This window comes from Alteromonas sp. S167 (assembly GCF_036864375.1).
GTDB lineage: Bacteria > Pseudomonadota > Gammaproteobacteria > Enterobacterales > Alteromonadaceae > Alteromonas.
The window spans coordinates 307,288-332,714 of sequence record NZ_JAZETR010000001.1 but is presented as its reverse complement, the minus strand read 5'-3'; the positions used below and the strand labels follow the sequence as shown (position 1 = coordinate 332,714).

Here is a 25,427-nt window from a genome sequence, read left to right as displayed (position 1 = left end):
GGATCAACCTAAACGTTCGAAGATTTTGTCTAATTTTTCTTTAAGTGTAGCCGCTGTAAACGGTTTAACGACGTAGCCGTTCACGCCTGCTTGTGCTGCAGCAACGATTTGCTCTTTCTTCGCTTCCGCAGTCACCATCAATACAGGAAGGTGCTTAAGCTTGTCGTCGGCACGGATAGCACGCAAAAGGTCAATACCTTGCATACCGGGCATATTCCAATCGGTAACGACAAAATCAAAGTCACCCTGCTGTAGCATAGGTAACGCAGTACTGCCGTCATCCGCTTCCTGGATGTTGGAGAAACCCAAATCTTTAAGTAGGTTTTTGATGATACGTCTCATGGTAGAAAAATCATCAACCACAAGAATCTTCATGCTTTTATCCAAAATAGCCTCCAGTGAGGGGTTAATTGTTATTAATATCTATTCTTCGTCAGCTTGCCACGATTTCATTCGTGATTTGAGTTTTAACATGGCCTGGCTGTGAATTTGACTCACTCTCGATTCACTAACATCGAGCACTTCACCTATTTCTCGAAGATTCAATTCTTCATCATAGTACAACGAGAGCACAATCGCTTCTCGTTCAGGTAGTGTTGTTATTGCATGCGCTAACGCCTTCTGGAAGGCGCCCTGCATTAAATCTTCTAAAGGCGCGTCGCTACCTTTGTTTTGTTCGGTAGTAATGACGTCTTCAGAAACACCCAAATCTTCAATACCCACTAACTTGCCAGCATTTACTTCATTGAGCATTTGGTGATAATCCTGCAAGCTTACATTTAGCTTAGCAGCAATATCAGAATCTCGTGCATCGCGACCGGTTTCGCTTTCTACTTGCGATATTGCCTCGGTAATAGCTCGGCCGTTTCTATGCACCGAGCGAGGCGTCCAGTCACCTTTACGAATTTCATCTAACATTGCGCCGCGAATACGAATACCCGCAAACGTTTCAAAACTAGCACCTTTGGAGCCGTCGAAATTTCTCGCGGCTTCTAGCAACCCAATCATGCCAGACTGGATTAAGTCATCGACAAGAACACTAGCAGGCAGACGCGCCATCAAGTGATGGGCAATACGCTTAACCAAAGGCGCATGTCTTTCAACTAACTGCGACTTATCGGTTTGTTGTTGATAAGCGGCTGCCTTGCTATTCAACGCTGACTTCCTACTGCTTTATCTGCAATTAATTGTTCAATAAAGAACTCTAAATGACCACCCGGTTGCGCCGGAATTGGCCACGACAATGCTTTATTGGCAAGTTGCGTAACAGCCACCGCTGCCGGTGAACTTGGGTACGCATCAACAATAGCGGTTTGCTTTCTTACCGCCTTGCGAATATTTTCGTCAAACGGCACCGTTGCTACTAATTCTAGTGCAACATCTAAAAAGCGCCCTGTAACCTTACTTAACTTGCTAAATAGCTCTTGCCCTTCGCGAATATCACGCACCATGTTGGCAACAACTTTAAAGCGGAACACGCCGTGCTCACGATTTAGTATTTTAATCAGTGCGTAGGCATCGGTTAGCGATGTAGGTTCATCACACACCACTACCATGATATCTTGCGACGCTTTTGAAAAGCTCAACACCATGTCTGAGATACCCGCGGCGGTATCAACGATAAGCACATCTATTTGCGAGCGCAGTTCGCTGAAGGCGCGAATAAGCCCTGCATGCTGTGTTGGCGATAGCTCTGCCATAGACTGCGTACCCGACGTTGCAGGGGCAATTTTTATCCCATGAGGGCCTGTGACAAGTACTTCATCTAGTGTGCATTCACCAGAAAGTACATGAGAAAGGTTTTTCTCAACTCTTAAGCCCAACATGACATCTACGTTTGCAAGACCTAAGTCTGCATCGAGAACCATCACTCGCTTACCCTGCTTTGCCATGGCAATGGCAGTGTTAAGCGTGATATTTGTTTTACCGACGCCACCTTTACCTCCGGTGACGGCAATAACTTTGATTAACCGTGATTGCTTCATTTTTCTTAAGCTACTCGCTTGGTCGTCAATCATACTGCTTATGCTGTTTTAATGGCGTTGTTAGCACTAGTATGATTCAAACCGTACTTTTTATAAAGCTTTGCAGCAGCGGAAACTAAAGATTTCGCTTCTGCAATCTTAATGTCTTCAGGTACTTTCTGACCATCGGTGACATAACTAACCGGTAATTGGTACTCTACCGCCGCACTTAGCACCTCTCCTAAAGAGTAGCACTCATCTAACTTTGTGAAAATACAGCCACTTAGTTCAATGTCATCATAAGCAGCAATTATTCTCTGAAGTGCAGGATATTGTGTATTGGCCTGTGCTACCAAATATTTTTTTACCTTTGGCATTTGGCCGTTGTCAAATTGTTTAATTTGCTTAATTAATCGACTATCGCGCTGACTAAATCCTGCCGTATCAATCAATACTAGACGTTTATGGCGAAGTTGGAATAATAAATCTGCAAGTTCTTCACTAGACTGTGCTTTTCTAACTGTACACCCAATGATCTTTCCGTAGGTAGCCAGCTGTTCGAACGCTGCAATTCTGTAGGTATCGATAGTTATCATCGCAACTGAATCTGCACCGTATTTTTGCGCATAGCGTGCAGCTAACTTTGCCACTGTGGTTGTTTTGCCTGTGCCTGTTGGGCCAACAAGCGCCACCGCACCTTGTGCTGTAAGTATATCGTTGCCGGTCACATTTATGCGATTAGCCAATAGGTTAAGAAGATATACCCATGCGTCGCGTTCGTTGTAATGCGCCGGTGTGTAGCTGATTAACTGTGCTGCAAGTGATGCGCTTAAGCCCATGTCAGTAAGACGGGTGATAAGATATTGGTGAACTGGTTTTTGACGCTTATTCTTTGCTTCCATCAAATCGGCGACCTGATATTGCAATACATCGCGAAGTGACGCTAACTCTTCTTTGATTTGCGCCAGCTCAGCTGACTGATTTGCTGGCATATCGCCCATGCTTGATGCTTGATGGGTTGGAAAAGCTTCAGAGTGCTGCTGCGCTTGCTGTTGTATCGGCTGAGATTGCTGCGACTCTACCTCGTCAATAAACTCATCTGAAAAGTTAAGGTGAGACGCAATGTCGTTAGCATGCTGTGCGTTAGCGGCATTGCTTTGTGATAAAGAGCTTGGTGATAAAGAGTTTGGCTGGCCGCCATGCTGCTTTTCAAGAAGTGCTTTCAAACTGTCTGGACCATCGTCACCGATAATCTCACTTAAACTTGGCACTGTTTTTTGGCCCGGCGCAGACGCCTGCTTTTTGGGCACTGATAACTTTGCTTCAGGTTCTTTATCGTAAGCCGCAACTAGCTCAATACCGTCCGCCACTTTGCGATTAGACATAATCACAGCGTCGCTGCCTAGCTCAGCTTTTACTTGGCTTAATGCCTCACGCATATCTTTGCCGAAGAAACGTCTAATTTTCATTGCAACCTCTCCAATCACCCAGTGTCAGATTATTGACCGACCGAACTGACTATTTTTATTTGTTTGTCATCAGGCACTTCTTGGTACGAAAGTACATTGAGCCCAACAACTGAATACTTTAAGAAGCGAGACAGTACCGGTCGTAGCATGCCAGACGTTAGAAGTACTGCGGGTTCGCCTTCTAACTCTTGCTGCTGACTGGCTTGCTGCAATGATTTTTGCAGCTTGTCTGCCAAGCCTGGCTCGATGCCAGCGCCGTCTTCGCCACCTGCTTGTAAAGACTGGTGCAACATCTGTTCCAACTCTGGCGCCAAGGTTATGACAGGTATCTCTTTTGCCCCTTGCGTGATTTCTTGAACAATGAGTCGCTTAAGCGCAATACGCACTGCAGACACCAGTACATCAGGGTCTTGGCTACGTGTACCGTATTCACTGAGCGTTTGAACAATGGTACGCATATCTCTAATTGGCACGCCTTCAAAGAGTAGCGTTTGAAGTACTTTAACCACCGTGCTTAATGGAAGAATGTCAGGAACCAACCCTTCTACAAGCTTCGGATGTTGTTTAGCTAACATGTCTAGAAGCTGCTGTGCTTCCTCATGGCCTAATAGCTGATAAGCATTATTTGTTAATAGCTGACTTAGATGTGTTGCCACTACAGTAGCTGCGTCTACCACAGTATAACCAAGGGTTTGTGCATGCTCGCGCTTGTTAGGCTTTATCCAAACCGCATCTAGCCCAAAGGCTGGGTCTTTGGTTACTCTACCTTCAAGCTTGCCAAATACTTGTCCTGGGTTAATCGCCAATTCTTCGTCATGGCTAATAACAGAATCACCTATGGTTACGCCCAGCATGGCAATGGTGTAGGTATTAGGTTCTAGGTCGAGGTTATCTCGAATGTGTACAGGTGGAATAAGAAATCCAAGCTCTTGGGACAACTTCTTTCGCACCCCTTTGATACGCGTTAATAGCTCACCACCCTGTGACTTATCAACCAACGGAATTAAGCGATAGCCCACTTCAAGTCCAATAGTATCTACCTGTTGTACATCGTCCCATCCAAGTTCTTTTACCTCAGGCGCAACAGTTTCATCTTTCACTACATTGTCTGGCACAGCTGGCGCTTCAGCGCGTTTTTTCTCTTGTACTGTTTGCCAGTAAGCAAACCCGGCGATTAAAAAAGAGAAGCCTAAAAATGCAATATGCGGCATACCAGGAATAATACCCATGACAAACAACACGCCAGATGCAATATATAGCGCTTGATTATTGCCTAGCTGACCACGTATTTCTTTACCCATTTCTTGTGTTTCGTTTTCACGCGTCACAATAATGGCTGTTGCAACAGAAAGTAGAAGTGAAGGAATTTGCGCTACAAGACCGTCACCAATGGTTAAGATAGTATAAATTTCTATGGCGTTACCGAACGACAGGTCGTGCTGAATCATGCCAATAAACAGCCCACCAACAATATTGATAAGCATAATGAACAAGCCCGCTACAGCATCACCTTTTACGAATTTAGAAGCACCATCCATCGACCCGTAAAAGTCTGCTTCTGCAGTAATTTCTTCACGGCGCTGACGGGCTTGATCTTGGTCTATGTAACCAGCATTAAGGTCGGCATCAATTGCCATTTGCTTACCAGGCATAGCGTCTAACGTAAAGCGGGCGCTTACTTCAGATATGCGCCCAGCACCAGCTGTCACAACTTTAAAGTTAATGATGAGTAGAATAGCGAATACTACGATACCCACGGCATAGTTGCCGCCGATAACAACTGCACCAAACGCTTCAATTACCTTACCTGCAGCGTCCCCCCCTTCATGACCATAAAGCAATACCACACGCGTTGATGCAACGTTTAACGCCAATCGCAAAACAGTTGCGATAAGTAGCACAAGAGGAAAGATACCAAAATCGACAGGACGCTGGGTAAGTACAGCAACTAAGATGATGACAAGCGAAAGCGCAATGTTAAAACTGAACAGGACGTCCAGTAAAAATGGGGGCATGGGCAATATAACCATGCCCATAATCGCTAAAAGTACAATTGGCGCACCAAGCCCGCTGGTAAAATTTTGCAGCTGATTTTTATCGAAACGCTGAAGATAACCGGATAACTGCATCGTTTACTGTCTCACTATCAGAAAATTGACGCTTTACGTAATACTGATAGGTGTTTTACAACTAACGTGCCAGCTTTTAGCTAAGTAACTTACTGCCTACTTAGCACCTGATATATAACTATTTTTAGCGTTTAACACACTACTTCATTTTGAACTATCGACGATACTCAGGCGGTATCGGTAGGTCGCGTTTTAATGGTTTAGGGCGTTTTCCTTTACCTGCACGATGGGCTTTTAACTGATATACGTGGGCTAATACTTGAGCAACCGCCATAAACAGCGCATTAGGGATCTCTTCTTCTACTTCTGTAGAGTAGAAAATTGCACGTGCTAGCATGGGGGATGGAATTAACGGCACATCATTAGCGGTAGCAATTTTTCTAATATGCATAGCGAGTTCATCTGCGCCTTTAGCTACTACCACAGGTGCTCGTGTACCGTTTTCATCATACTTAATGGCAACCGAGAAATGGGTAGGGTTAGTCACGACCACGTCAGCTTTAGGCACGTCTTGCATCATACGTTTGGTGGCAGCTTGATATTGCAAACGACGAATACGGCCTTTTACCATGGGGTCGCCCTCAGCGTTTTTACGCTCGTCTTTCACCTCTTGTTTGGTCATTTTCATTTCTTTGTTGTGCTTATACACTTGATAAGGCACATCAATTAACGCAATGGGTATCATGCCGCAGGCCAGAATGAGAAACGCCCACTTCAACATATCAAGCGCATGAAAAATATTGCCCGGATATAACTCCATATCGAGGTGTAATGCTTCATCTTGGAAGTACAGTAACGCCCCTATTGCCATTGAGATAATAAGCACAACTTTGGCGATAGACTTCAATAGCTCAACCAAACCATTCATGCCAAACATGCGTTTGAAGCCCTGAATAGGACTCATTTTAGAGCCTTTCGGTTTTGCGCCTTCCCACGTAAAGTTATAACCACCAAGCGCTATTGAGCCGTAAATACCGGCAATCATTGCCACCACCATGTAAAGCAACACCGATGGTCCAACGGCGGAAAAGGCTTCTCCCCAAGCACCAAACATGTGGGTAAGGTCGTAAGTTTCATCGCGAGATAGCGTGAACATGCGTTTGGTAAGTGAAAACACAGATTCGGCAATCCAACCGCCAACGAATAAAAACATAAAGGCGCTTATCACCAATACCAGCGTGGTAGACAATTCGCGGGATCGCGCAATCTGCCCTTTCTTCCGGGCATCTTCGAGTTTTTTCCCCGTGGGGTCTTCTGTTTTTTCACTTGAATCTGCCATTTGTTTGCTCTTTTTGCCTTTGTTGCGATGGGAGCAGAGCGACTTACAAGCACGCTGTAAACCCATCCATGGGCGCTCTGCCACCGCATCCATGCGGTGGAAGGCTTGCAAGTCGCCCTGCTCCTCTCGCCTAGTTTGTCATTTGGCTTGCTCGCAAACCTGTCATTTTCCGCGAACAATTTCTATCGCGACTTGTCTTTTTTAAGGACAAATATTCAATAGCTCACACATAAACTGTTCGGCGCGAAGCCACTGGGTTTCATAGTGTGCGGTAAAGTTGTCTAGCGTAATCCAAATAATCAGTAGGCCCATTACCTGTGCAATGGAAAAACCAATACTGAAAATATTCAGCTGCGGCGCGGCTTTTGTCATAACGCCAAACGCTAGGTTAACAATTAGAAGCGACACAATAGGGGCCAAAGATAATGTTACGGCCGAAAAAAACATCCAGCCCGCCCAATGTGCGATATCGCGAAATTGCTCGCCAGTCCACCAGGCCTCGCCGATGGGAAATGCCTCGAAACTCATTACAATCATGTGGATCATCGACAAATGGCCATCTAGGGTCCAAAAAAGCAGCGTAGCTAAAATAAGGTAAAACTGACCTACCGCAGGTACGTTAATGCCATTAACGGGGTCAACGATTGACGCAAAACCCAAACCGGTTTGCATAGCTATAATTTGGCCGGCCAGCACAAAGGTGTTTAGCACCATCATTGAAATAAAACCAATCACAATACCAATAAGCAACTGCTGAATAACAATAACGAAGGTTCCAACATCAACCAAATTCTCCACAGGCGATGGTGGTACTACAGGCATGATAATTAGCGTAAGCATAATGCCTAATAACGCCCTTACTTGAGGCGGAATAGATTTCGCACTTAGCCCTATCATTGCCACAAATAGGCCGCTAATACGCATAAATGGTAATAGCATGTCTGCCAAAAAGCGGTTGATGGTTGCTAGTTCAACTTCCACGTGGGCGCGCCCTTAACCTACTACCTGAGGTATTAGGTCAACCATACGAAACGTAAAGTCCATCAACTGTTGTACTAACCAATTACCGCCCCAGCTTAATGCCAACAAGGTGACCAACAAGCGAGGTAGAAAACTCATGGTTTGTTCGTTGATACTGGTTGCCGCTTGGAAAACCGCTACCACTAAACCTACAACAAGACTTGGTACAATAACGGCCGACACCAGCACAATAACCATAAACATGGCTTCGCGCAGGATTTCTACAAAGACTTCTGGTGACATAAGCCCTCCTAGACGCCCATACCAAAGCTGGTAGCTAGCGTACCAAAAATAAGGTTCCAACCATCTACAAGTACAAACAACATTAGCTTAAATGGCAGCGATACAATCATTGGGGAGAGCATCATCATACCCATTGCCATCAGGATTGAGGCAACAACCAGGTCGATAATCAAAAACGGAATAAACAGCATAAACCCAATTTGGAACGCGGTTTTAAGCTCGCTAGTTACAAAGGCAGGAATAAGAATATTAAGTGGTACCTCTTCGGTATCGGCATACTTCCCCTCATCGCCTGCAATGCGAACAAAGGTTTCTAAATCTTTTACCCGGGTTTGCGACAGCATAAAGGCACGCATAGGTCCTTTGGCTTGTTCAAGCGCATCTAAGCTAGTGAGCTCTTCATTCAGATAAGGCTGTAACGCTCTCTCGTTTACCTCTTCAAACACGGGCGCCATGATAAACATGGACAAAAACAGGCTAACACCAATGAGTATTTGGTTAGACGGTGACTGCTGAAGACCAATAGCCTGGCGTAGAATTGATAGCACAACAATAATTCGCGTAAACGACGTCATCATCATAATGAACGCAGGAATTAAGCTTAGCGCTGTCATGATAAACAGCGCCTGTAGCGTCATTGAATAGTCTTGGGTTCCGTCGCTATTAGTTACCACAGTTACTGCGGAAATGCCCTGCTGGGCATACACCGGCATGGTAACGCCAAATGCAACTAGTGTAAGTGTTAACACAGCAAGTAGCTTACGCATCACTCGATGCTCCCTTTTCGTTTTTCTTATTTAATTCAGGATTCATTTTTCCCGCCATCGCCGCGACCAGTTTTTGCTTAAAGTCGACACCATTTTGAGTAGCGCCTACAGCACTTCCCTTTGAACTTACTTCTAACGGTGTTTCCAGCTTGCTTAAATGGGAAATATTATGGCTGGTCACACCAATAAGGTGCTGTTCGTCGCCTACTTGAATGACCATAATCTTTTCTTTCGCACCAGCCACCATACTTGCTACTACTTTCATTTGGTTGCTGCCCATAGCAGTGACATTAAATCGACGCATGACGTATGCAAGCGCAAAAATAATGCCTACAACAAGCAGGAGCGATAGGAAAATTGACAGTACCGACGTGGGATTGGTAATTGATTGGGTAGACTGTGCGCCAACGAACTGGCTGAATAGAAGGGGCAGCATTGCGCAACCCCTTAGTAAATAAGAAGTTTTATCTGAGCTTCTTGATTCTCTCAATTTGACTAATAACATCCGTTAATCGAATACCAAATTTATCGTTGACCACTACTACTTCACCATGAGCAATCAACGTGCCATTTACTAATACATCTAATGGCTCACCGGCAACACGATCCAGCTCCACCACAGAACCCTGGTTCAACTGTAGCAGATTTCGAATACTTATTTGACTACGGCCTACTTCCATTGAAATGGTAACCGGAATATCAAGAATAGTATCTAGCTTTTTCTTTTCTTCTTGCGTAATGGGTGCATCGTCTTGAAGTTCATCTAACTCAGCAACTTGAACATCTTCGTTCTCGCCGCCCTCTTGTTCGCCTTCAGACTCTGCTTGCTCGGCCATCGCCGCAGCCCAATCGTCCATACCGTCTTCACTCATGGGAACTCCCCTATACCTTACAGGTCTTCTTCGAGTACTTGCAGCTCCGCATCATTATCTATAATGCGCCCGCCGCGGGTTAATAACTGTAACTCAGACTTCACAGAAGTCGGTCTTGCAATTTTTTCTACAATTTTCAGGGCTAAATTGTCTCTAGAACGACCTAATTTAGCTCTGAAGGTTGGTAAATCTTCAATAAGTACCGTAATGGTTTCTGGCATTTCCACCGGAATAATGTCGCCAGGCTGGAATTCCATTACTTCTCTAAGCGGCACATCAACATCAAGCATATGCGTGGTGAGTGCTACTTTAACATCCATAATTTCGTCGCGAAGCGCCTTGCTCCAACGAAGGTCCGTGTCTTCCTTGTCGCTTTGTACACCAGCATCAAGAAGTTCACGAATTGGCTCGAGCATGGAGTAAGGCAATGATACGTGGAAATCACCGCCACCGCCGTCTAACTCAATGTGAAACGAGCTTATTACTACTACTTCAGTGGGGCTTACAATATTCGCCATGGCTGGATTTACTTCTGAGTCAAGGTACTCAAAAGACACATCCATAACGGGCGCCCATGCTTCTTTATAATCTTCAAAGATGATTTTAAGCAGCATTTGAATAATACGACGTTCAGTAGGCGTGAACTCACGGCCTTCAATTTTAGCGTGATAACGACCGTCACCACCAAAGAAGTTATCAACCAGAATAAATACTAGTCGTGCTTCCATGGTAATAAGCCCTGTACCTTTCAAAGGGCGGAAGCGAACCATATTTAGGCTGGTAGGTACAAACAAGGTGTGAATGTACTCACCGAACTTGATCATTTGAATGCCGTTTATCGACACTTCGGCTGACCTACGCATCATGTTAAATAAGCTAACACGCATATGACGTGCAAAACGCTCATTTACAATTTCAAGCGTAGGCATTCGCCCACGAACAATCCTATCTTGTGAGGAGAAGTCATATTCAAGCGTAGAGGCATCAGACTCGCCACCACCACCTGGCTCGTCTTCATCTACGTCGTCTACGCCGTGTAGTAGCGCATCGATTTCGTCTTGAGATAATAAATCACTCACAATATTTACCTATGTAAATGGAACTAACGTTTGCGTGTAGGGGCTTTGTTTGCTTTATTGCATTACAAAACCAGTAAACAACACACGCTCAACTACGTCTTTACCTTCAATTTCTTTCAGTGCTTTTTGCACCTGAACCACCGCTTGCTCACGCAGTTCAATTTTACCCGCTTCAGTGATAAGGTCGTCAGCGTTAGATGCACTAAATGCTTGTAACAATGTACCTTCAATTAGCGGAATATGCGTTTTCGCAATTTCTTCATTTTCAGAGCCTCTTACTAGAAGCTGCACTTTGATTTGTACTAAACGATCACGCCCTGTGCCCGGCACGTTAAACACAAACGGTCTAGGCATGGCCACATATAATGCAGTACCAATTTCCGCATTTCCCGTAGGTGCGGGTGCGGCTTGCTCGGCTGCAGCGGCATCGGTTTGTGCAAGTTGCTCTTCAGTTGGTTCATCGCCACCAGCAAAAAGTAAGAAATAAGCTGCGGCGCCACCACCAATCAATACCACGGCAATAATGATGATAAGCATCATTTTACTTTTGCCTTTGCCACCTTCCTCTACTTGTAATTCTTCTTCAGCCATGTGTTACTCGCACTCAAATTTTTAAAAAAGGTATTATCGGACTTCCACTTAAAATGGCAATGGCTCAACAAACAAATGTACCGTAAAATTTAGCAGGTGAATCCCTTTCTCACCATGCTAAAACGCTTCACATTGAACGCTTGCTCATTAATTGCGCACAATACTTTTTAAGCAGCTTTGTTTCTAGGCGTAATAATCGATACCACCTTTCATTTCACGAGTAATAGATTGCTCTATTACGGCGCTTTCATTCATACCGTCAGAATTTGCGCTATTTTGATCTCCTGTACTCGCACTAGAGTTGTTTGCAAATTGCTGGCCACTTTCGTTACCAGATGAATTATCTTTTCGCACCTGTGCGTCACCAAGCTCTATACCTTGCTCAGATAACATGTCTCTAAGTCTAGGCATCGCCTCAGCCAGTGCCTCTTTAGCTTGTTGCGACTGCACAACAAAGCTTACGCTGGCGGCATCTCCCGACACATTAACACGTACCTGCATGCTTCCTAACTCAGGCGGATCTAAGCGAATTTCAGCCATGGTATTTCGCGCATTAACCATCCAGCGAATTTTTTCATTTAACTGTTGCTGTCCTTCAGGCTTATGAATATTGACTGCCTTATCGAAGCCTTCAAACTGCTGCTGTGTTTTTGACGCCTCCGAACGAAGCTGGTTATTTTCGTTCATTACCGTATCAGTTTGAGTGAATTGCGCTTGTAAAACTTGTGCTGCGGTAGACTGTGCATTATTCACTAACTGTAGGAACTGGCTGGCTTGCGTATCTACTTTGGCGGTAAGACTGGCAGCAACATCACTGCTCAACTGCGCTTCTTTTGCCGCATCAGCCACTATGGCAGACAAGTCAATACCAGGCTCTCTACCCTGCTGCACCTGCTGCTGGAACTCATTAATACCTGCAATAATATTGGCCTTAACTGCCTGCTGCTGTTGCGCGTTAGGTACCGCGCCTGCTATTTGCTCTGCAAACGCCTCAGCTGCCTTCTGCGCGGTTTGTAACGGCATTTCAGCTATTGTGTTTAAAAGGCTTGTGGCATCATTTTCAACCGCTTGCGCATTCGCTTGTGCTACTTGCGCACCTGCATTTTCGCTTTGATTGCCTGTTGTTTGTTCAGCGTTGTTCGCACTAATCCCAGTAGTAACAGTTGAATTTTCAGTTACGGTGTGTGCTAATTCCTGTTCACTGAGCTCACCTTCTAGCAAAGTCGTTAGTTCAGCTTGGTTTGGTTGGGCATTGTTACTTTGCTGTAACTCACCCTCTGCGCTTATGGCTTTGTTTAACTGGTCTTGTACTATATTCAATACCAGCGTTTCTTCGGCGCTGAGCTCTTCTGGGTTTAGTTTGTCAATAGCGTCTTTAAGGTTGTTGTCAGCTATCGCGCTTTCAGACTGTGTAACATCTATTTCGTCCTCATCACTGTTATTGACAAGCTTGGCAATAAGTTGCTGAAGCGAGTCAGAACTTTCCGGGTTATTGTTCTCAAAATCACCATCACTAGATAGACCAGACTGAGAGCCATTCAAAATCGCGCTTAGCTCGCCTTGTGCATCCTCACCTTTGATTCCTTGAAACTCTCGGTACACATCAATTTCGCCATCCCCTTTGCCGCTCGCTATACCATCAGATGCCCCTTTCTTTAAAAGTGCACTTAGCGATTTTACGGCGGCAATGATATCGGTATTTGACACTGTATCTGTGTTTTCAAGGCCTTCGTTTTCTTTTAGCTGCGTAAGCAAGTGGTTGAGTACAGACTCTGCCGAATTACTGTCTACGTTATCAGGGAGTTTCCACAGTTTGCCGGTTTCTTTTTGTGTTATTTCAATTCCGCGAGTATTGCTAGCTAGGTCTGCTTCGTTATTGATAGCTTTATTAACAATGCTATCGACGAAGGCAATCCAGTCGTTGCCGTCATTATCAGTATCACTTTTTCTATCGCCATGAAGTTCATCGTCAGGTATGCCTGGCGTCGTAATCTCACCTTTTAATGGGTTCGAAATTGCGTCGTTATCGGCTCGGCCGTTTTTATCAGAAAGCGTCGGCTTTGGAACACTTTCGTTTTGTTCACTCACATTTTGTGCATACTCGGCATCTTCTTGCATACTAGCTTCTTCGGGAAGCTCTTGGTCGTATGACTTTTCATCTGCCGGTAATTCAATGCTTTCGCCCTTCTTCATCGGAACATCCCGATGAGAAGCTTGGTTTTCATTAAGTAGCTTGTTGCTGGTTTGGTTATTATGTGATGCTTCACTTTTCGCTGGAGTTGCCTGTTTGGGAATAAAGTCAGGGTTTGATCCTTTTGCTTCTTCGTAGAACTGCTCAAACGAACGACCACCGTCTTTGCCTTGACCGGCCCCCACGCCATCGCTTACCGCTTTGGCTGTTGATGAAGCCGCAAACGGCAAAGCGGCAAGGTCTGTTTTTTGTGCGGCAACTTGTTGCATAATTTTTTACCGTCCTACTCTTTATACAAATTCAGCAAAATTGACTTGAAGTTTGCGCTTGCAACGTAAAACTTTTTTAGTCAAAGCAAATACAGCTTATTGATTAAAAACACTTTTATGCATGAAAATCATTTATTTTCGACGACCACAAAGTGTTGCTTGGTACGTTTTAATCTGTGTTAAAAACAATATTAAGTACCGTATATCGACCTATTGGTTTTAATATTGTGTCACAGCCAATAATTGTTGACTGCAAGGGTTGCGCCAAGTTTTTATGGTTATTAATAATGGGGCAAGATTGACGCTACGTTGGCTCTACATTGATGCTACATAAATACTAAAAAGGCACTACTCACTTTTATTTAAGGAGCTTTTCTAAAAACGGCGCGTTTCCAATAACGTCAGCAAAATAAAGGCCGTCAGAAATACACAAGGAAATAGCGCGCGGTAAAGAGTTAGGTTTGAAGTGCTAACTAATTGCTAATTAAATGGTGAACGCGCGGCGCGCAAAAAGCGTTGCGTCGCAAACTCATCCATCATGGCTTGCTCTGCTTTGGCTGCTTTTTTCTCAGCAGCCTGCTGCTTCTTATCAAGCAATAACGTTACAGCCTTAACTTTTTGCTGTTGCTTTAGCCAAAGCTGTTTACGCTGGTCGGCAGCCATCTTTGCCCGCGCAATTACCTGCATCTGTTGCTCGCAGGCTTTATCTAGTTTGCCCACAAACGAAAGGTGTTGTTGATAGTAGGTTGCCGTGACACCATCCTGCCCGGTTTGCTGAATGCCTTTGATGTAATCAATTCGATATTGCTCTAGGCTAGAGAGTTTTTGTTTTTGCTGCTCAACGTTCTGCTGTGCAACTTTATAGCTACGCGCCTCTCGCTGCTCTTTTTCCTTTTCAAACTCAGCAAGTCTTTGCAATTGTTTAGACATCAACCGCTATCCATTTGTTGTTTATTAGCCCGTCGTTTATCAGCTCAGCCGTAAACATTAACCCTGCCCCAAACCTTTCGCCAACGCCGCCATTCCTTCTAAGCTCTCGCTGTATGGCAGTACCTGCTTCATGCCCTGCTGAAGGAATGCATTAATTGCTGGCTCGGCGCGTATTGCAAGATCGATTCTAGGGTCTGAGCCTTTGGCATAGGCACCAATAGAAATGAGATCTTGGTTTTGCTTGTAATTTGAATATACCTGGCGAATTCGGCGCGCCATGAGCTGGTGCTCCTCACTTACCACCATTGGCATAACGCGGCTAATTGAGGCTTCGATATCTATTGCAGGGTAATGCCCGCTGTCTGCAAGCGATCTAGAAAGTACTACGTGGCCATCTAGAATGGCTCTTGCCGCGTCGGCTATAGGGTCTTGTAAGTCATCGCCCTCGGTGAGCACTGTATAAAAAGCAGTAATAGAGCCTTGCCTTTCACTTCCATTTCCAGCCCGTTCTACTAACGCAGGTAAACGCGCAAACACAGATGGCGGATATCCTTTTGTTGCTGGCGGCTCGCCAACGGCTAGCGCAATTTCACGCTGTGCCATCGCATAGCGTGTTAGCGAGTCGATAAGCAGCAGTACCTTCATGCCTTTGTCGCGAAAATACTCGGCTATGGTAACGGCTGTTTCACACCCCTTTAGACGCATCAATGGCGACGTATCTGCAGGTGCTGCCACTACCACGGCGCGCTTACGCTCTTCTTCGGTAAGTATCTCGTGAATAAATTCTTTTACTTCTCGACCACGCTCTCCAACAAGGCCAACTACAACAACATCAGCTTCACAGCCGCGCGTCATCATGCCCAGTAATACACTTTTGCCCACGCCACTTCCGGCAAATAGCCCCATACGTTGTCCAATACCCACGGTATTCAGCGCGTTAATAGCTCTTACACCCACATCCATAGGCGCATTGATGGGTTTTCTAATGAGTGGGTTCATAGGAGGGCGCGTGGTAGGTGCGCGTGCTTCAGCATCTATTTCACCCAACCCATCAAGAGGTTGACCGTTGCCGTCAACAACGCGGCCTAATAACCCCATTCCCACTGGCAAACCACTTTGACGATTTAGTGGCATTACGCGACTGCCAGGTACAATACCGCGCACCGCTTCTGTCGGCATGAGATAAGTAATATCATCACCAAAGCCAACCACTTCAGCTTCAATTTCGCCTTCGATAGTTTGCACTAAGCACTGGCTGCCAACGGGAAGTTGGCAACCTACGGCTTCAAGTGTTAACCCAATACCACGAACTAGTTTGCCTGCCGCGACAACAGGCGGAGACGTAACCTGCTTAGTAATAGTTTCGAAGTGATTGTGCCAGGGGCTACTCATCGCTTAGCCCTTGGTTTAGTAAGAATTTTTCAATAACATCGCGACAACGACGTTCAACAGACACATCTACGGCGTTCTGCGCAGTAGTAATGTCACACCCGCCACGCTCCATAGCGGGAGCTTCAATCAAGTTCCACCCTTTTTTGGCAACCTCTTCTTCACCAAAATGAGACTTAATGATGTCGATATCTTCTGGGTGCATATGAATTTGAAATTCTACCTGATTTATTGGAAGCGCCTTCAGACCCTCACTTAATGCTTGCAGAACCACTTGTGAGTTGGTGGTTACTTCGGTTTTGATAACCGCTTTGGCAAGTGTTACCGCTAGCTTAACCAGTTGATCACGGGTTTCATCGTTTGCTTGAGAGAGTGGGTCGTGAAGTTTATCTGCTAGTATTTGCCACACTTCGGCCTGCGTTTGAACTTGCTGTCGCCCCTCTTCTAGGCCTTGCTCAACGCCTTCTTTATAGCCTTGTTCTTTACCTTCAACATGCCCTGTTTCAAGACCTTCAGCTTTGCCTTCTTCAAAACCGGTAGTTTTACCTTCTTGATAACCTTCATCGTAAGCCGCTTGCCGTATCGCCTCAATTTCTTCAGCCGTAGGAGGAAGAATTTCCTCTTCCTCTTCAGGAGGCTCATATTTCCAGTCTGAGCGACGGTTTAGCGCATTGGTGGGTTCATCTTCTTTGACTGCAGAAGGGTCATCTACAAACGGTAGGTCCCACTTTTTAGCTTCATTTGCTTCGCTATCACTGAAACTCTTTTTTGCCGTCATGCTGCTACCGTCTGTGCTAATCAAAAATAATATTGGTGTTACTTACCGCGTAAAGGCTCTTATAAGAACTCTTCACCGCCACCACCGCCAAGCATAATTTCGCCTGAGTCAGATAGACGACGGGCAACTGACAGGATCTCTTTCTGCGCTGTTTCCACTTCACTAATACGCACAGGCCCAAGTGCTTCAAGGTCGTCGTTAAGCATTTCTGCTGCACGCTTAGACATATTGCGCATAATTTTGTCTTTAAGCTCTTCGTCAGCACCTTTAATGGCTTTAAGCAATGCGTCTTGCTGAACTTCACGTAGTATGGCTTGAATACCCTTGTCATCAACATCCACAAGGTTGTCGAATACAAACATAAGGTCTTGAATTTGCTGGCTCATTTCTTCGTCTTGCTCTCGGATTGCGTCCATTAGCTGACCTTCAATGGCAGTATCTAGGTAATTCATGATGTTCGCAGCCGACTTCAAGCCGCCCATCTTCGCTGCCTGCGTACCGGCTTGTCCCGCAAACTGTTTCTCCATAATTTCATTAAGTTCTTGTAGTGCTGCCGGCTGAACTTCTTCAAGGTTAGCAATACGCATTAACAAGTCTAAACGCACTTTCTCAGGGAACTGTGCCAAGATTTCGGCGCTTTGTTCTGGCTCAAGATACGACAATACAATGGTTTGTATCTGCGGGTGCTCGTTTCGAATAATGCTTGCAACTTGCTTCGAGTCCATCCACTTCAGTGAATCGAGACCTTTTGCTCCGCTGCCCATCAGAATTTGATCGATAAGGTTTGCCGCTTTGTCTTCACCTAGCGCTGCTGTTAATGCACGTTTAACGAAGTCCTGACTTTGGAAACCGATGGTGCTGTAGTTTTGTATTTCTTCGATAAAATGCTTGTGCACCGCAGTAATTTTGGTCTGCGTCATATCGTCCACTTTCGCCATTTCAGTACCCAGCTTCTGTACTTGTTTTGGCTCTAAGTGTTTTAAAATTTGCGCCGCATCTTCTTCAGATAAACTCAACAGAAGAATAGCTGCCTTTTCAACGCCTTCTAATTTACTGACGTCGTATGACGGCTCTTCAACATTTGCTAATTCTTCAGCCATGATTTCCTCTCACTACTCGTCTTGCATCAACCAGCCCTTCACTACTTGGGCTGATAGTTCTGGCTCATTTGCAACTAGTGCGCGCACTGCTTTTAATACATCTTCATCTTTGTGCAGATCTGGAAGCATAAGTGATCCATCTGGCGCGAAGCCCACCTGCCCTTCATCAAAGTCTGAAGTCAGCATGCTTATGGTGTCGTCACCTAGGTCTAGGCCTTCATCAGCATCAAAGTCTTCGGCGTCGTTTGACTCGTCAGGATTGATAAGACGACGAAGCATTGGACGTATAACAAAGATAATAAGTACGATTATAACCAATCCACCAATAACTAGCTTAAGAATTGGTAGAAAACCTGGTTGCTCCCAAAGTGGTAAGTCTTCAATTTCACCCGCATCCATTCGTGTAAATGGCACGCTTACTACTTCTAGCGAGTCGCCACGTGTTACGTCAAAACCTATGCCGCCTTGAAGTAGTCTACGAATATTCAGAAGTTCTTCTTGCTTACGAGGCGTTGGCGTCATGGCGCCGTCTTCACCCGCAATTTGCGCGTAATCAACGGCTACCGAAACGCTTAGTCTACGGATAGTACCTGTTTGCTTTTTAGTGTGGCTAATTGTGGTATCTAGCTCATAATTACGCGTCGACTCTTTAGCCGTTCTACCCGGCAGCGTTTGTTGGTTGGCCGCACTAGCTTCTTCAGGAATGTTGGAATCTAGCGGTGGTTGATTTGAAAGTGCACCAGGAATACCGCCTACACCGCCACCAACGCTGTTTTCTTCCATTATCATTTCGCTACGCACTGCTGGAAGGTCTGGGTTGTAGCTGCGCTGTGTTTGTTCCATGGCAGTAAAATCCATAGAAACATCGGCTTGTGCGGTATAGTTGCCAATGCCCAATACAGGAATAAGAATGGCATCAATTTTTTCTAGGTACTCTTGTTCGCGCTGGCGCTCAATTTCGTATTCTTTTCTAGCGCGTGCGCTCATAGAATCTTGCGAGCCAGAGTTAAGTAAACGGCCGTTACTGTCGGTTACGGTTACCTTTGAAGGCTCCATGTTTTGCACTGCTGAAGCCACAATATCTACCACCGCGTCAACTTCTTCACCTGCAATAACGGCGCCGCGTTTCGCAGTAAGTACAACAGTGGCTGACGCTTTCTTTTCTCTTCTTGCAAACACGTTTTCTTTTGGCATTGCCAATAGCACGCGCGCTTTTTGAATACTCGCAATGTCTTCTATTGTGGCGGCAATCTGTTGTTCGCGAGCGTGCTTAAGGCGTTCCATTTCAACGCGCTGACTTACGCCGAAACCCATATCTTGCATGATAATGTCGGTACCCGCGCTTGTAGTTTGAGTGAGACCTTGGCGCGTCATACCTAAACGAATTTTTTGAAATTCGTCGCTTCTTACATAAACCGTGTTGCCTTCAAGCTTATATTCAATCTGGTTGGCATCCATGTAGTCCAACGTTTCGATAAGCTCTTGCGTTTCCATTTTCGCCAGCGGACGATAGTCTGGCTCTTGCGACCAAATAAGTATAAAAATGGCGATAGCCACACAAATAACCAGCACCACAACCAGTGCCATCTGGCGCATCATATCTGCACTGCCTAGTGCATCCATAAAGCCTGATTTGTTTTCGGCTTCGTTATCTGTCGCCGTATTCTGATCAGGGACGGTAAGATTTGTACCAGTTGCTTCAGCCATAACCTATTCCACCTACACCGGCATATTCATAATTGTTTTGTATGCTTCAAGCACTTTATTACGCACTTGAACTGTCGCTTCAAAAGCTATTCCCGACTTTTCTTTCGCTAGCATCACTTCAGCCAGACTCAGATTTGGGTCGCCCATTTCAAAACGTTTTTGCATATCTCTTGATTCAAGTTGAAGTCCGTTCACACCGTCTACTGCATTTTTAAGCATGGATGCAAAGTCGTCTGCAGACGAATTAATCTCTGCGACCTGCTGAGGCTCGTTAACTTGAAGACGAGTTTGTCCAATCATGTTTTGCATTTCTTGGTACAAACTGCTGGCTTTAACGTCCATAACCACTCCTAGCGTACTAGTATAAAGTACTTTGCGTGCGCCCGAATTCAGGGCAAGAATCTTAGTAATGGATATAGATTAGCAAGGGGCTTGCCAACTTTAATTAATCAATAATTTCAGCAACTTAAGAAGGAGAAAGTAAGCAAAGCCAAAATTATGACAGGGGTTAAACGCGGGACACCAAAAAACCGCCACCCTGAATACAGCAAGGGCGACGGTCGGCTATGAAATCGATTATGCGGGAACTTCTATGCCATCTTCTCGCATTCTCGCTAGTTTGTAGCGAAGGGTTCGTGGGCTTATGCCCAACTTTTCAGCTACATCTTTACGCTTACCTTTACACGACGCTAAGGTATCAAGAATGATTTGATGTTCTTGGTATCTAAGCTCTGAGCCGAGCTTGTTATCGTCAACAGGCTCTGACATTACCTCGACTTGTGAGGTAATGCTTTCATCAATCATTAGATCGCCAGCGCCAATTTCGCCGTTTTCACAAAGAATAAGAGCGCGTTGAACGACATTTTCTAGCTCCCGCACGTTACCAGGCCAGCTATACTGACTAAGCTTATTTCGAGCGGCTGCACTTAATCGAATGGCTCCCAAACCTTGCGTAGAGGCATGACGCTCTATCAAATGCTCAGCAAGGGGAACAATATCACCAGGTCTTTGACCTAAAGGCTTCCACTCAATTGGAAATACATTTAAGCGATAGTATAAATCTTCTCTGAAATCACCGGCTTCAACCGCCTTTTTGAGGTCGCGGTTACTTGTTGCTATAACGCGAACATTCAGTTTCACGGTTTTTCTTCCACCTAGCCTTTCAACCTCGCGTTCTTGAAGAACACGCAGCAACTTGGCCTGAAGCGCTAAATCCATTTCCGTAATTTCATCAAGCAGTAACGTACCGTCTTGCGCTTGTTCAAATTTCCCAGGGCATGCTTGAATAGCGCCGGTAAAGGCACCTTTCTCGTAACCAAACAATGTTGCTTCCAGCATATTCTCCGGAATAGCCGCACAGTTGATGGCAACAAATGGCGCATCACTTCGCTGAGACTGATCGTGAATGTAACGCGACAACACTTCTTTACCCGAGCCACTCGGGCCTAACACCATTACGGTGGCTTCTGATTTCGCCACTTTTCTAGAAAGCTCAAGAAGCTTAATACTAGAGGGGTCGGCAACAATTGGCATGCGTGACTCTATCTTCTGAGCCGGTGCATAGCGACCTACTAAATTCAACAACACTTCTGGTGCAAATGGCTTAGACAAATAGTCGGTAGCACCATCTCGCATTGCCTGCACGGCATCGTCAATGGTGGCGTACGCTGTCATTAACAAGACAGGCATGTTTGGGTATTTTGCTTTAATATTTTTAAGCAATGTTAACCCATTCATTTCGCCCATCTGGATGTCACTTACTACAAGGTCAACCTTGTGTGCGCCAAGCTTCATCAGTGCGGTCTCTGCGCAATCAGCTTCAATAACGTTGTAGTCACCTAATAATAAAGTATCAAAAAGCGCTTCACGAAGACCTGCATCATCTTCAACTATCAAGATTGTTGTCTTTGCCATTTTGAACTCCTAATTATGCCACTTGCGTGAATGAATTTGATTGTGGCTTACACGGTAACGCTACGCTAAAACATGCACCACCATTAGCGGCATCTGTCACGCTTAAATTACCATTGTGTGCACCCACAACCGACTTCACTACTGCAAGCCCCAAACCTGTTCCATGGGTTTTAGTAGTGAAAAAAGGTTCGAATATTTTGACTTTTAACGCGTCTGGAACACCTGTGCCACTATCGATAACTGAGATGATAAGCTTTTCGTTATGATGTTTTGCTTCAACACAAATATCACTGTCTTTGGGTGAAACTTGAATGGCATTGTGTATAAGATTTAGTAGCCCTCCCTGCAGCGCAGTTAGGTTTCCCGTTATACACACATTACTCTCGAAGCCTTTAAATGAAACGTACTGATTTTGCTGCGACGCCATGGTGTTGGCATTACCTTCAATGGCGGCAAAAATGTCTTGAAGACTTAATTCACTTACGACTTGCTCTTCACCTGACTTGGCAAACAACAACATATCGTTAACCTGGCTCTCAAGCTCTTTTAATCGGTCAGAAAGCTTATGAGCAAACTGCGTTTGCGAGTCTTGCCCTAGTCCCTTACGTTTTAAATTCGCAGCATACAGCATAGCTGCCGACAATGGCGTACGTATCTGATGAGCAAGCGAAGCCACCATTTTTCCCAACGACGACAACCGCTGCATATGACTTACGCGTGCTTGTAGTCTTCGGGTTTCGGTGAGGTCGGTAATAACAATGAGTTGTCCTGGCTCTTTTTCCAAAGGCGTAATAGATAGCTTTACTCGACGTCCATCAACAAGGGATACTTCGTGTCCATCATCAGCACGAGGCTTAAACGAACGCGTAATAATACTGCGCCACACTTCTTCTTCTAACGGTTCGCCAAGAAGCGCTTTGGCTTGTTCGTTGGCTTGACGTACTACGCCTTTGCCATCAATCACAATCACGCCAGCGGGCATAACTTGCAACAAATGCTCTAGGCGACTTGCCTGAAGACGAAGCGAGTCAATATCATCGCTTGCAGCTTCAGAATAGCCATTGCCCGCTATTGCACTGTCGATGTCACTTAATACGTAACGCGACGCTGTGTTGTCAGATGAACTGTAAGTGCTGTCAAAAGCCATAATACCCTCGTCAAATTGCAGACGCTGTTTCATTATGACTAGTTAAAGCAGAAGGTGTGCCAATATTAATATGTTTTATATATCAGCAACATAGAGGGATAGAAAGGTTTATATGTAACGTCAATAACCTGACGTCACACATCTTCCGTACGCTGAATATCGTACTTACGCATTTTCTCTACAAGGGTTGTTCTTCGCATACCAAGCTTGTCAGCTGCACGTGCAACTACCCAATCTTGGTTATCGAGCGCTTGCTTAATAAGGTTAACTTCAAGCTCAGATAGATACTCTTTTAAGTTAACGCCCTCTTCTGGAAGCGAAGAAGATACCATTGTAGTCATAGTGTCTTGCTCGCCTTCGTCTAGATCGTCGTCAATTTCGTCGGCTGCCGCTTGTGCAAATAGCTCATTGAAAGCGTCGCGTTCTAGAATTTCTTCGGGATAGTCAGGCTCGTAGGCATGTACTTCGCCATACTGATATTTTTCGGGAAGGTCCGCAATATCAACAATTTGCCCAGGATACAAAATGGTAAGTCGCTCAACAAGGTTAGAAAGCTCACGTACGTTACCTGCCCACTCGTGCTCCATAAGTGACGCAATGGCACGTTCTGTAAACCTAACGCCCTCAACACCGTCGCCTTGAATCCTGCTATTTAGCTCTTGTAGCAATAGTGGAATATCGTCTTTGCGCTGTCGTAGCGCAGGGCTATCAATTGGAAAAACATTTAAGCGATAGTATAAGTCTTCTCGAAACTTATCTTCGTTTATCATTGTTTCCAAATTACGGTGAGTAGCAGCAATAATGCGAACATTACACTGTAGTGGCTTGTTCCCACCAACCCGTTCATAGGTTCTCTCTTGCAGAACACGCAGTAGTTTTACCTGCATTTGAAGTGGCATATCACCAATTTCGTCGAGAAACAGCGTACCGCCTTCGGCCAGTTCAAAGCGCCCTTTGCGCGAGCTTATTGCGCCGGTAAACGCCCCTTTTTCATGGCCAAACAATTCACTTTCTAGCAATTCGCCAGGAATAGCGCCACAGTTAACCGGAATAAATGGGCCTTCTTTGCGTTCAGACAAAAAGTGTACGTTGCGCGCAACCACTTCTTTACCCGTACCAGACTCACCTAAAATAAGCACAGTGGCGTCGGTTGGGGCTACTTGCTCAACTAAGCGACGAACAATTTGAATTTGGTCACTTTTTCCAACGAGACTTCTGAACAAACGCATTTTGTTGCCACCAGCACGCGATAACCCAGGCTTGCGCTTGGTATATTCTTGGCAACGATGAATAGCCTGAGTAAGCACAGGATAAGTGAGTGGTGTTGCGATGACGCTAACAAGATTTCGGTGGGCTGATGCTTCGCCGTTGTTTTCAACAAGCGCAACGAAAGGAACATGAGGAAACTGTTCAACGAACCCTTTCACAGCTTGCGCAGATACATGTTCAATTAGCACCGCATCTGCACCGCTTTCTTTAAGATACTGCTGCGCTTCATCAAAACCGCGTGCCTGACAAGACTCGCCCATGAAAACAACAATAGTTTCTAAGCTTTGAATAAGTTCCTGGTTGTCACTAACCAGCAAAATGTTCTTCATTAATTCCCCGAAAACGCTTTGTTATTATTTACAGTTTAGCGTATTTCTAAATTGTAACGGCAAAAGAGAGTTGCGCAACTGCTGTTTTAGGAAATTTATCAATAAAAAAAGCAGGTTGCCCTGCTTCTTTTGGATAATTTTGCTTGTTTAGCATTAACTTAGCAGTGAGAGTACTTGTCCTTCACGCTGATTAGCCTGCGCTTGTACACTAATTGAAGCTTGGCTTAACACATCGTTTGACGCTCGCTCCGACGCGGCCTGCGCAAAGTCGAGGTCTTGAATGCGGCTTCGCGCTTCAGCCGTATTAACGTTTGCTTGAGTAAGCGTACGCGCAGCGCTTTCAAATCTGTTTTGTGTAGCGCCAAGGTCGCCTCGCGCACCACCCACGGTCTCAATTGCAGCATCGGCTGCTTCTAGCGCGTCATTTACGCTGGTACCCGACGTAATATCAATAGCCAGCACATCACCTAACTGAGATGCAATGTCTTGGGTGTTAATGCTAATAGACTGCCCTGCACTCGAGCCAGACTGAAAGTCTAACGTACCGTTTTCTGATAACAAAGGCGTACCAGCAAAGTTCGTTTGCTCGATTGTTTGCGTAATATTCTCTTGCAGCTGGGTGATTTCAGATTGAATCGCTCGGCGGTCGCCTGCACTTAGCACGCCATTGCCGGATTGCAGAGTTAGCTCACGAATTCTATTAACGTCGTCGTTGATGCTACCAAGGCCGCCCTCTGCAACTTGAGCAACAGAAATACCGTCATACACATTATTTATAGCTTGGCGATTTCCCTCAACCTCAGAGGTTAAACGATCGATAATTTGCTGCGCAGATGCATCATCAAGCGCATTGTTCACCCTTTTTCCTGAAGCCAACTTTTCGAAAAGGCTATTTTGCTTCTCTTGAACTTGGCTTAGAAGAGACGAAACACCGTCGTTGTTAATTTGCATAAGAAAAGCCCTCAACTCTCACTTTTGTGAAGTATAGCAC

At 45.2% G+C, this 25,427-nt stretch carries 24 protein-coding genes; all 24 read right to left on the bottom strand.

Annotated elements, in window-relative coordinates:
• Positions 1–3: 3 nt before the first annotated feature.
• The 24 genes from cheY to V7R35_RS01250 all read right to left on the bottom strand — a co-directional run bounded on the left by cheY (position 4) and on the right by V7R35_RS01250 (position 25,387).
• Positions 4–387 carry a chemotaxis response regulator CheY gene (gene cheY, locus V7R35_RS01365; protein WP_012517682.1) on the bottom strand — a complete coding sequence of 128 codons (384 nt, stop codon included), beginning with the start codon at positions 385–387 and terminating at the stop codon, positions 4–6.
• A 36-nt stretch (positions 388–423) separates the two neighbouring features.
• Entirely contained in the window at positions 424–1,155 is a 732-nt protein-coding gene (locus tag V7R35_RS01360; RefSeq protein ID WP_334012812.1) for an RNA polymerase sigma factor FliA, read from the bottom strand.
• Positions 1,152–2,018 carry a MinD/ParA family protein gene (locus V7R35_RS01355; protein WP_334012811.1) on the bottom strand — a complete coding sequence of 289 codons (867 nt, stop codon included), beginning with the start codon at positions 2,016–2,018 and terminating at the stop codon, positions 1,152–1,154. Before V7R35_RS01355 ends, V7R35_RS01360 begins: the two co-directional genes overlap by 4 nt.
• A gap of 5 nt (positions 2,019–2,023) precedes the next feature.
• A complete protein-coding gene (gene flhF / locus V7R35_RS01350; protein WP_334012810.1) occupies positions 2,024–3,433 on the bottom strand; it encodes a flagellar biosynthesis protein FlhF in 1,410 nt (469 codons plus the stop codon).
• A gap of 29 nt (positions 3,434–3,462) precedes the next feature.
• Positions 3,463–5,562, bottom strand: a complete 2,100-nt coding sequence (gene flhA / locus V7R35_RS01345) for a flagellar biosynthesis protein FlhA (RefSeq protein ID WP_334012809.1) — start codon at positions 5,560–5,562, stop codon at positions 3,463–3,465.
• A 154-nt stretch (positions 5,563–5,716) separates the two neighbouring features.
• A complete protein-coding gene (gene flhB, locus V7R35_RS01340; RefSeq protein WP_334013254.1) occupies positions 5,717–6,841 on the bottom strand; it encodes a flagellar biosynthesis protein FlhB in 1,125 nt (374 codons plus the stop codon).
• 201 nt (positions 6,842–7,042) lie between these two features.
• Positions 7,043–7,822, bottom strand: a complete 780-nt coding sequence (gene fliR / locus V7R35_RS01335; protein WP_334012808.1) for a flagellar biosynthetic protein FliR — start codon at positions 7,820–7,822, stop codon at positions 7,043–7,045.
• A 12-nt stretch (positions 7,823–7,834) separates the two neighbouring features.
• Positions 7,835–8,104 (bottom strand): flagellar biosynthesis protein FliQ, encoded by a 270-nt coding sequence (gene fliQ / locus V7R35_RS01330; RefSeq protein WP_334012806.1) that lies wholly within the window; start codon positions 8,102–8,104, stop codon positions 7,835–7,837.
• Positions 8,105–8,112: 8 nt separating this feature from the next.
• Positions 8,113–8,871, bottom strand: coding sequence for a flagellar type III secretion system pore protein FliP (gene fliP, locus V7R35_RS01325; protein ID WP_438823443.1), 759 nt, complete (start codon positions 8,869–8,871; stop codon positions 8,113–8,115).
• A complete protein-coding gene (fliO, locus tag V7R35_RS01320) occupies positions 8,864–9,307 on the bottom strand; it encodes a flagellar biosynthetic protein FliO (protein ID WP_334012805.1) in 444 nt (147 codons plus the stop codon). Before fliO ends, fliP begins: the two co-directional genes overlap by 8 nt.
• Positions 9,308–9,335: 28 nt before the next feature.
• Positions 9,336–9,743, bottom strand: coding sequence for a flagellar motor switch protein FliN (fliN, locus tag V7R35_RS01315; RefSeq protein ID WP_334012804.1), 408 nt, complete (start codon positions 9,741–9,743; stop codon positions 9,336–9,338).
• Between the two features lie 17 nt (positions 9,744–9,760).
• The gene (fliM, locus tag V7R35_RS01310; protein ID WP_334012802.1) at positions 9,761–10,822 is read right to left on the bottom strand and encodes a flagellar motor switch protein FliM; all 1,062 of its coding nucleotides are present in this window, start codon (positions 10,820–10,822) and stop codon (positions 9,761–9,763) included.
• Positions 10,823–10,876: 54 nt separating this feature from the next.
• The gene (gene fliL / locus V7R35_RS01305; RefSeq protein ID WP_334012801.1) at positions 10,877–11,413 is read right to left on the bottom strand and encodes a flagellar basal body-associated protein FliL; all 537 of its coding nucleotides are present in this window, start codon (positions 11,411–11,413) and stop codon (positions 10,877–10,879) included.
• Between the two features lie 183 nt (positions 11,414–11,596).
• Complete coding sequence (locus tag V7R35_RS01300) at positions 11,597–13,873, bottom strand: flagellar hook-length control protein FliK (protein ID WP_334012800.1); 2,277 nt, start codon at positions 13,871–13,873, stop codon at positions 11,597–11,599.
• A gap of 480 nt (positions 13,874–14,353) precedes the next feature.
• Positions 14,354–14,803 (bottom strand): flagellar export protein FliJ, encoded by a 450-nt coding sequence (fliJ, locus tag V7R35_RS01295; protein ID WP_334012798.1) that lies wholly within the window; start codon positions 14,801–14,803, stop codon positions 14,354–14,356.
• Positions 14,804–14,860: 57 nt separating this feature from the next.
• The gene (gene fliI, locus V7R35_RS01290; RefSeq protein ID WP_334012797.1) at positions 14,861–16,195 is read right to left on the bottom strand and encodes a flagellar protein export ATPase FliI; all 1,335 of its coding nucleotides are present in this window, start codon (positions 16,193–16,195) and stop codon (positions 14,861–14,863) included.
• Positions 16,188–16,970 (bottom strand): flagellar assembly protein FliH, encoded by a 783-nt coding sequence (gene fliH / locus V7R35_RS01285; protein WP_334012795.1) that lies wholly within the window; start codon positions 16,968–16,970, stop codon positions 16,188–16,190. Before fliH ends, fliI begins: the two co-directional genes overlap by 8 nt.
• Before the next feature lie 59 nt (positions 16,971–17,029).
• Positions 17,030–18,070, bottom strand: coding sequence for a flagellar motor switch protein FliG (gene fliG, locus V7R35_RS01280; protein ID WP_334012793.1), 1,041 nt, complete (start codon positions 18,068–18,070; stop codon positions 17,030–17,032).
• 12 nt (positions 18,071–18,082) lie between these two features.
• Positions 18,083–19,777 (bottom strand): flagellar basal-body MS-ring/collar protein FliF, encoded by a 1,695-nt coding sequence (gene fliF / locus V7R35_RS01275; RefSeq protein ID WP_334012792.1) that lies wholly within the window; start codon positions 19,775–19,777, stop codon positions 18,083–18,085.
• Between the two features lie 12 nt (positions 19,778–19,789).
• Entirely contained in the window at positions 19,790–20,119 is a 330-nt protein-coding gene (gene fliE / locus V7R35_RS01270) for a flagellar hook-basal body complex protein FliE (RefSeq protein ID WP_334012790.1), read from the bottom strand.
• A 234-nt stretch (positions 20,120–20,353) separates the two neighbouring features.
• Complete coding sequence (locus V7R35_RS01265) at positions 20,354–21,691, bottom strand: sigma-54-dependent transcriptional regulator (protein ID WP_334012789.1); 1,338 nt, start codon at positions 21,689–21,691, stop codon at positions 20,354–20,356.
• Positions 21,692–21,704: 13 nt separating this feature from the next.
• The gene (locus tag V7R35_RS01260; RefSeq protein WP_334013252.1) at positions 21,705–22,838 is read right to left on the bottom strand and encodes a sensor histidine kinase; all 1,134 of its coding nucleotides are present in this window, start codon (positions 22,836–22,838) and stop codon (positions 21,705–21,707) included.
• A gap of 134 nt (positions 22,839–22,972) precedes the next feature.
• On the bottom strand, positions 22,973–24,436 hold the full coding sequence (locus V7R35_RS01255) for a sigma-54 dependent transcriptional regulator (protein ID WP_334012787.1): 1,464 nt from the start codon (positions 24,434–24,436) through the stop codon (positions 22,973–22,975).
• Between the two features lie 153 nt (positions 24,437–24,589).
• Positions 24,590–25,387, bottom strand: coding sequence for a flagellin N-terminal helical domain-containing protein (locus tag V7R35_RS01250; RefSeq protein WP_334012786.1), 798 nt, complete (start codon positions 25,385–25,387; stop codon positions 24,590–24,592).
• Positions 25,388–25,427: the final 40 nt, after the last annotated feature.

Coding starts and splice junctions, on each gene's coding strand:
- fliO (WP_334012805.1), bottom strand. CDS start 9,307: ATGCTGCCCCTTCTATTCAGCCAGTTCGTTGGCGCACAGTCTACCCAA.
- V7R35_RS01260 (WP_334013252.1), bottom strand. CDS start 22,838: ATGGCTTTTGACAGCACTTACAGTTCATCTGACAACACAGCGTCGCGT.
- fliI (WP_334012797.1), bottom strand. CDS start 16,195: ATGAGTAGCCCCTGGCACAATCACTTCGAAACTATTACTAAGCAGGTT.
- V7R35_RS01355 (WP_334012811.1), bottom strand. CDS start 2,018: ATGATTGACGACCAAGCGAGTAGCTTAAGAAAAATGAAGCAATCACGG.
- flhF (WP_334012810.1), bottom strand. CDS start 3,433: ATGAAAATTAGACGTTTCTTCGGCAAAGATATGCGTGAGGCATTAAGC.
- fliL (WP_334012801.1), bottom strand. CDS start 11,413: ATGGCTGAAGAAGAATTACAAGTAGAGGAAGGTGGCAAAGGCAAAAGT.
- fliF (WP_334012792.1), bottom strand. CDS start 19,777: ATGGCTGAAGCAACTGGTACAAATCTTACCGTCCCTGATCAGAATACG.
- fliP (WP_438823443.1), bottom strand. CDS start 8,871: ATGCGTAAGCTACTTGCTGTGTTAACACTTACACTAGTTGCATTTGGC.
- flhA (WP_334012809.1), bottom strand. CDS start 5,562: ATGCAGTTATCCGGTTATCTTCAGCGTTTCGATAAAAATCAGCTGCAA.
- fliH (WP_334012795.1), bottom strand. CDS start 16,970: ATGACGGCAAAAAAGAGTTTCAGTGATAGCGAAGCAAATGAAGCTAAA.
- V7R35_RS01265 (WP_334012789.1), bottom strand. CDS start 21,691: ATGGCAAAGACAACAATCTTGATAGTTGAAGATGATGCAGGTCTTCGT.
- fliJ (WP_334012798.1), bottom strand. CDS start 14,803: ATGTCTAAACAATTGCAAAGACTTGCTGAGTTTGAAAAGGAAAAAGAG.
- flhB (WP_334013254.1), bottom strand. CDS start 6,841: ATGGCAGATTCAAGTGAAAAAACAGAAGACCCCACGGGGAAAAAACTC.
- fliN (WP_334012804.1), bottom strand. CDS start 9,743: ATGAGTGAAGACGGTATGGACGATTGGGCTGCGGCGATGGCCGAGCAA.
- fliG (WP_334012793.1), bottom strand. CDS start 18,070: ATGGCTGAAGAATTAGCAAATGTTGAAGAGCCGTCATACGACGTCAGT.
- fliQ (WP_334012806.1), bottom strand. CDS start 8,104: ATGTCACCAGAAGTCTTTGTAGAAATCCTGCGCGAAGCCATGTTTATG.
- V7R35_RS01250 (WP_334012786.1), bottom strand. CDS start 25,387: ATGCAAATTAACAACGACGGTGTTTCGTCTCTTCTAAGCCAAGTTCAA.
- fliE (WP_334012790.1), bottom strand. CDS start 20,119: ATGGACGTTAAAGCCAGCAGTTTGTACCAAGAAATGCAAAACATGATT.
- V7R35_RS01255 (WP_334012787.1), bottom strand. CDS start 24,436: ATGAAGAACATTTTGCTGGTTAGTGACAACCAGGAACTTATTCAAAGC.
- V7R35_RS01300 (WP_334012800.1), bottom strand. CDS start 13,873: ATGCAACAAGTTGCCGCACAAAAAACAGACCTTGCCGCTTTGCCGTTT.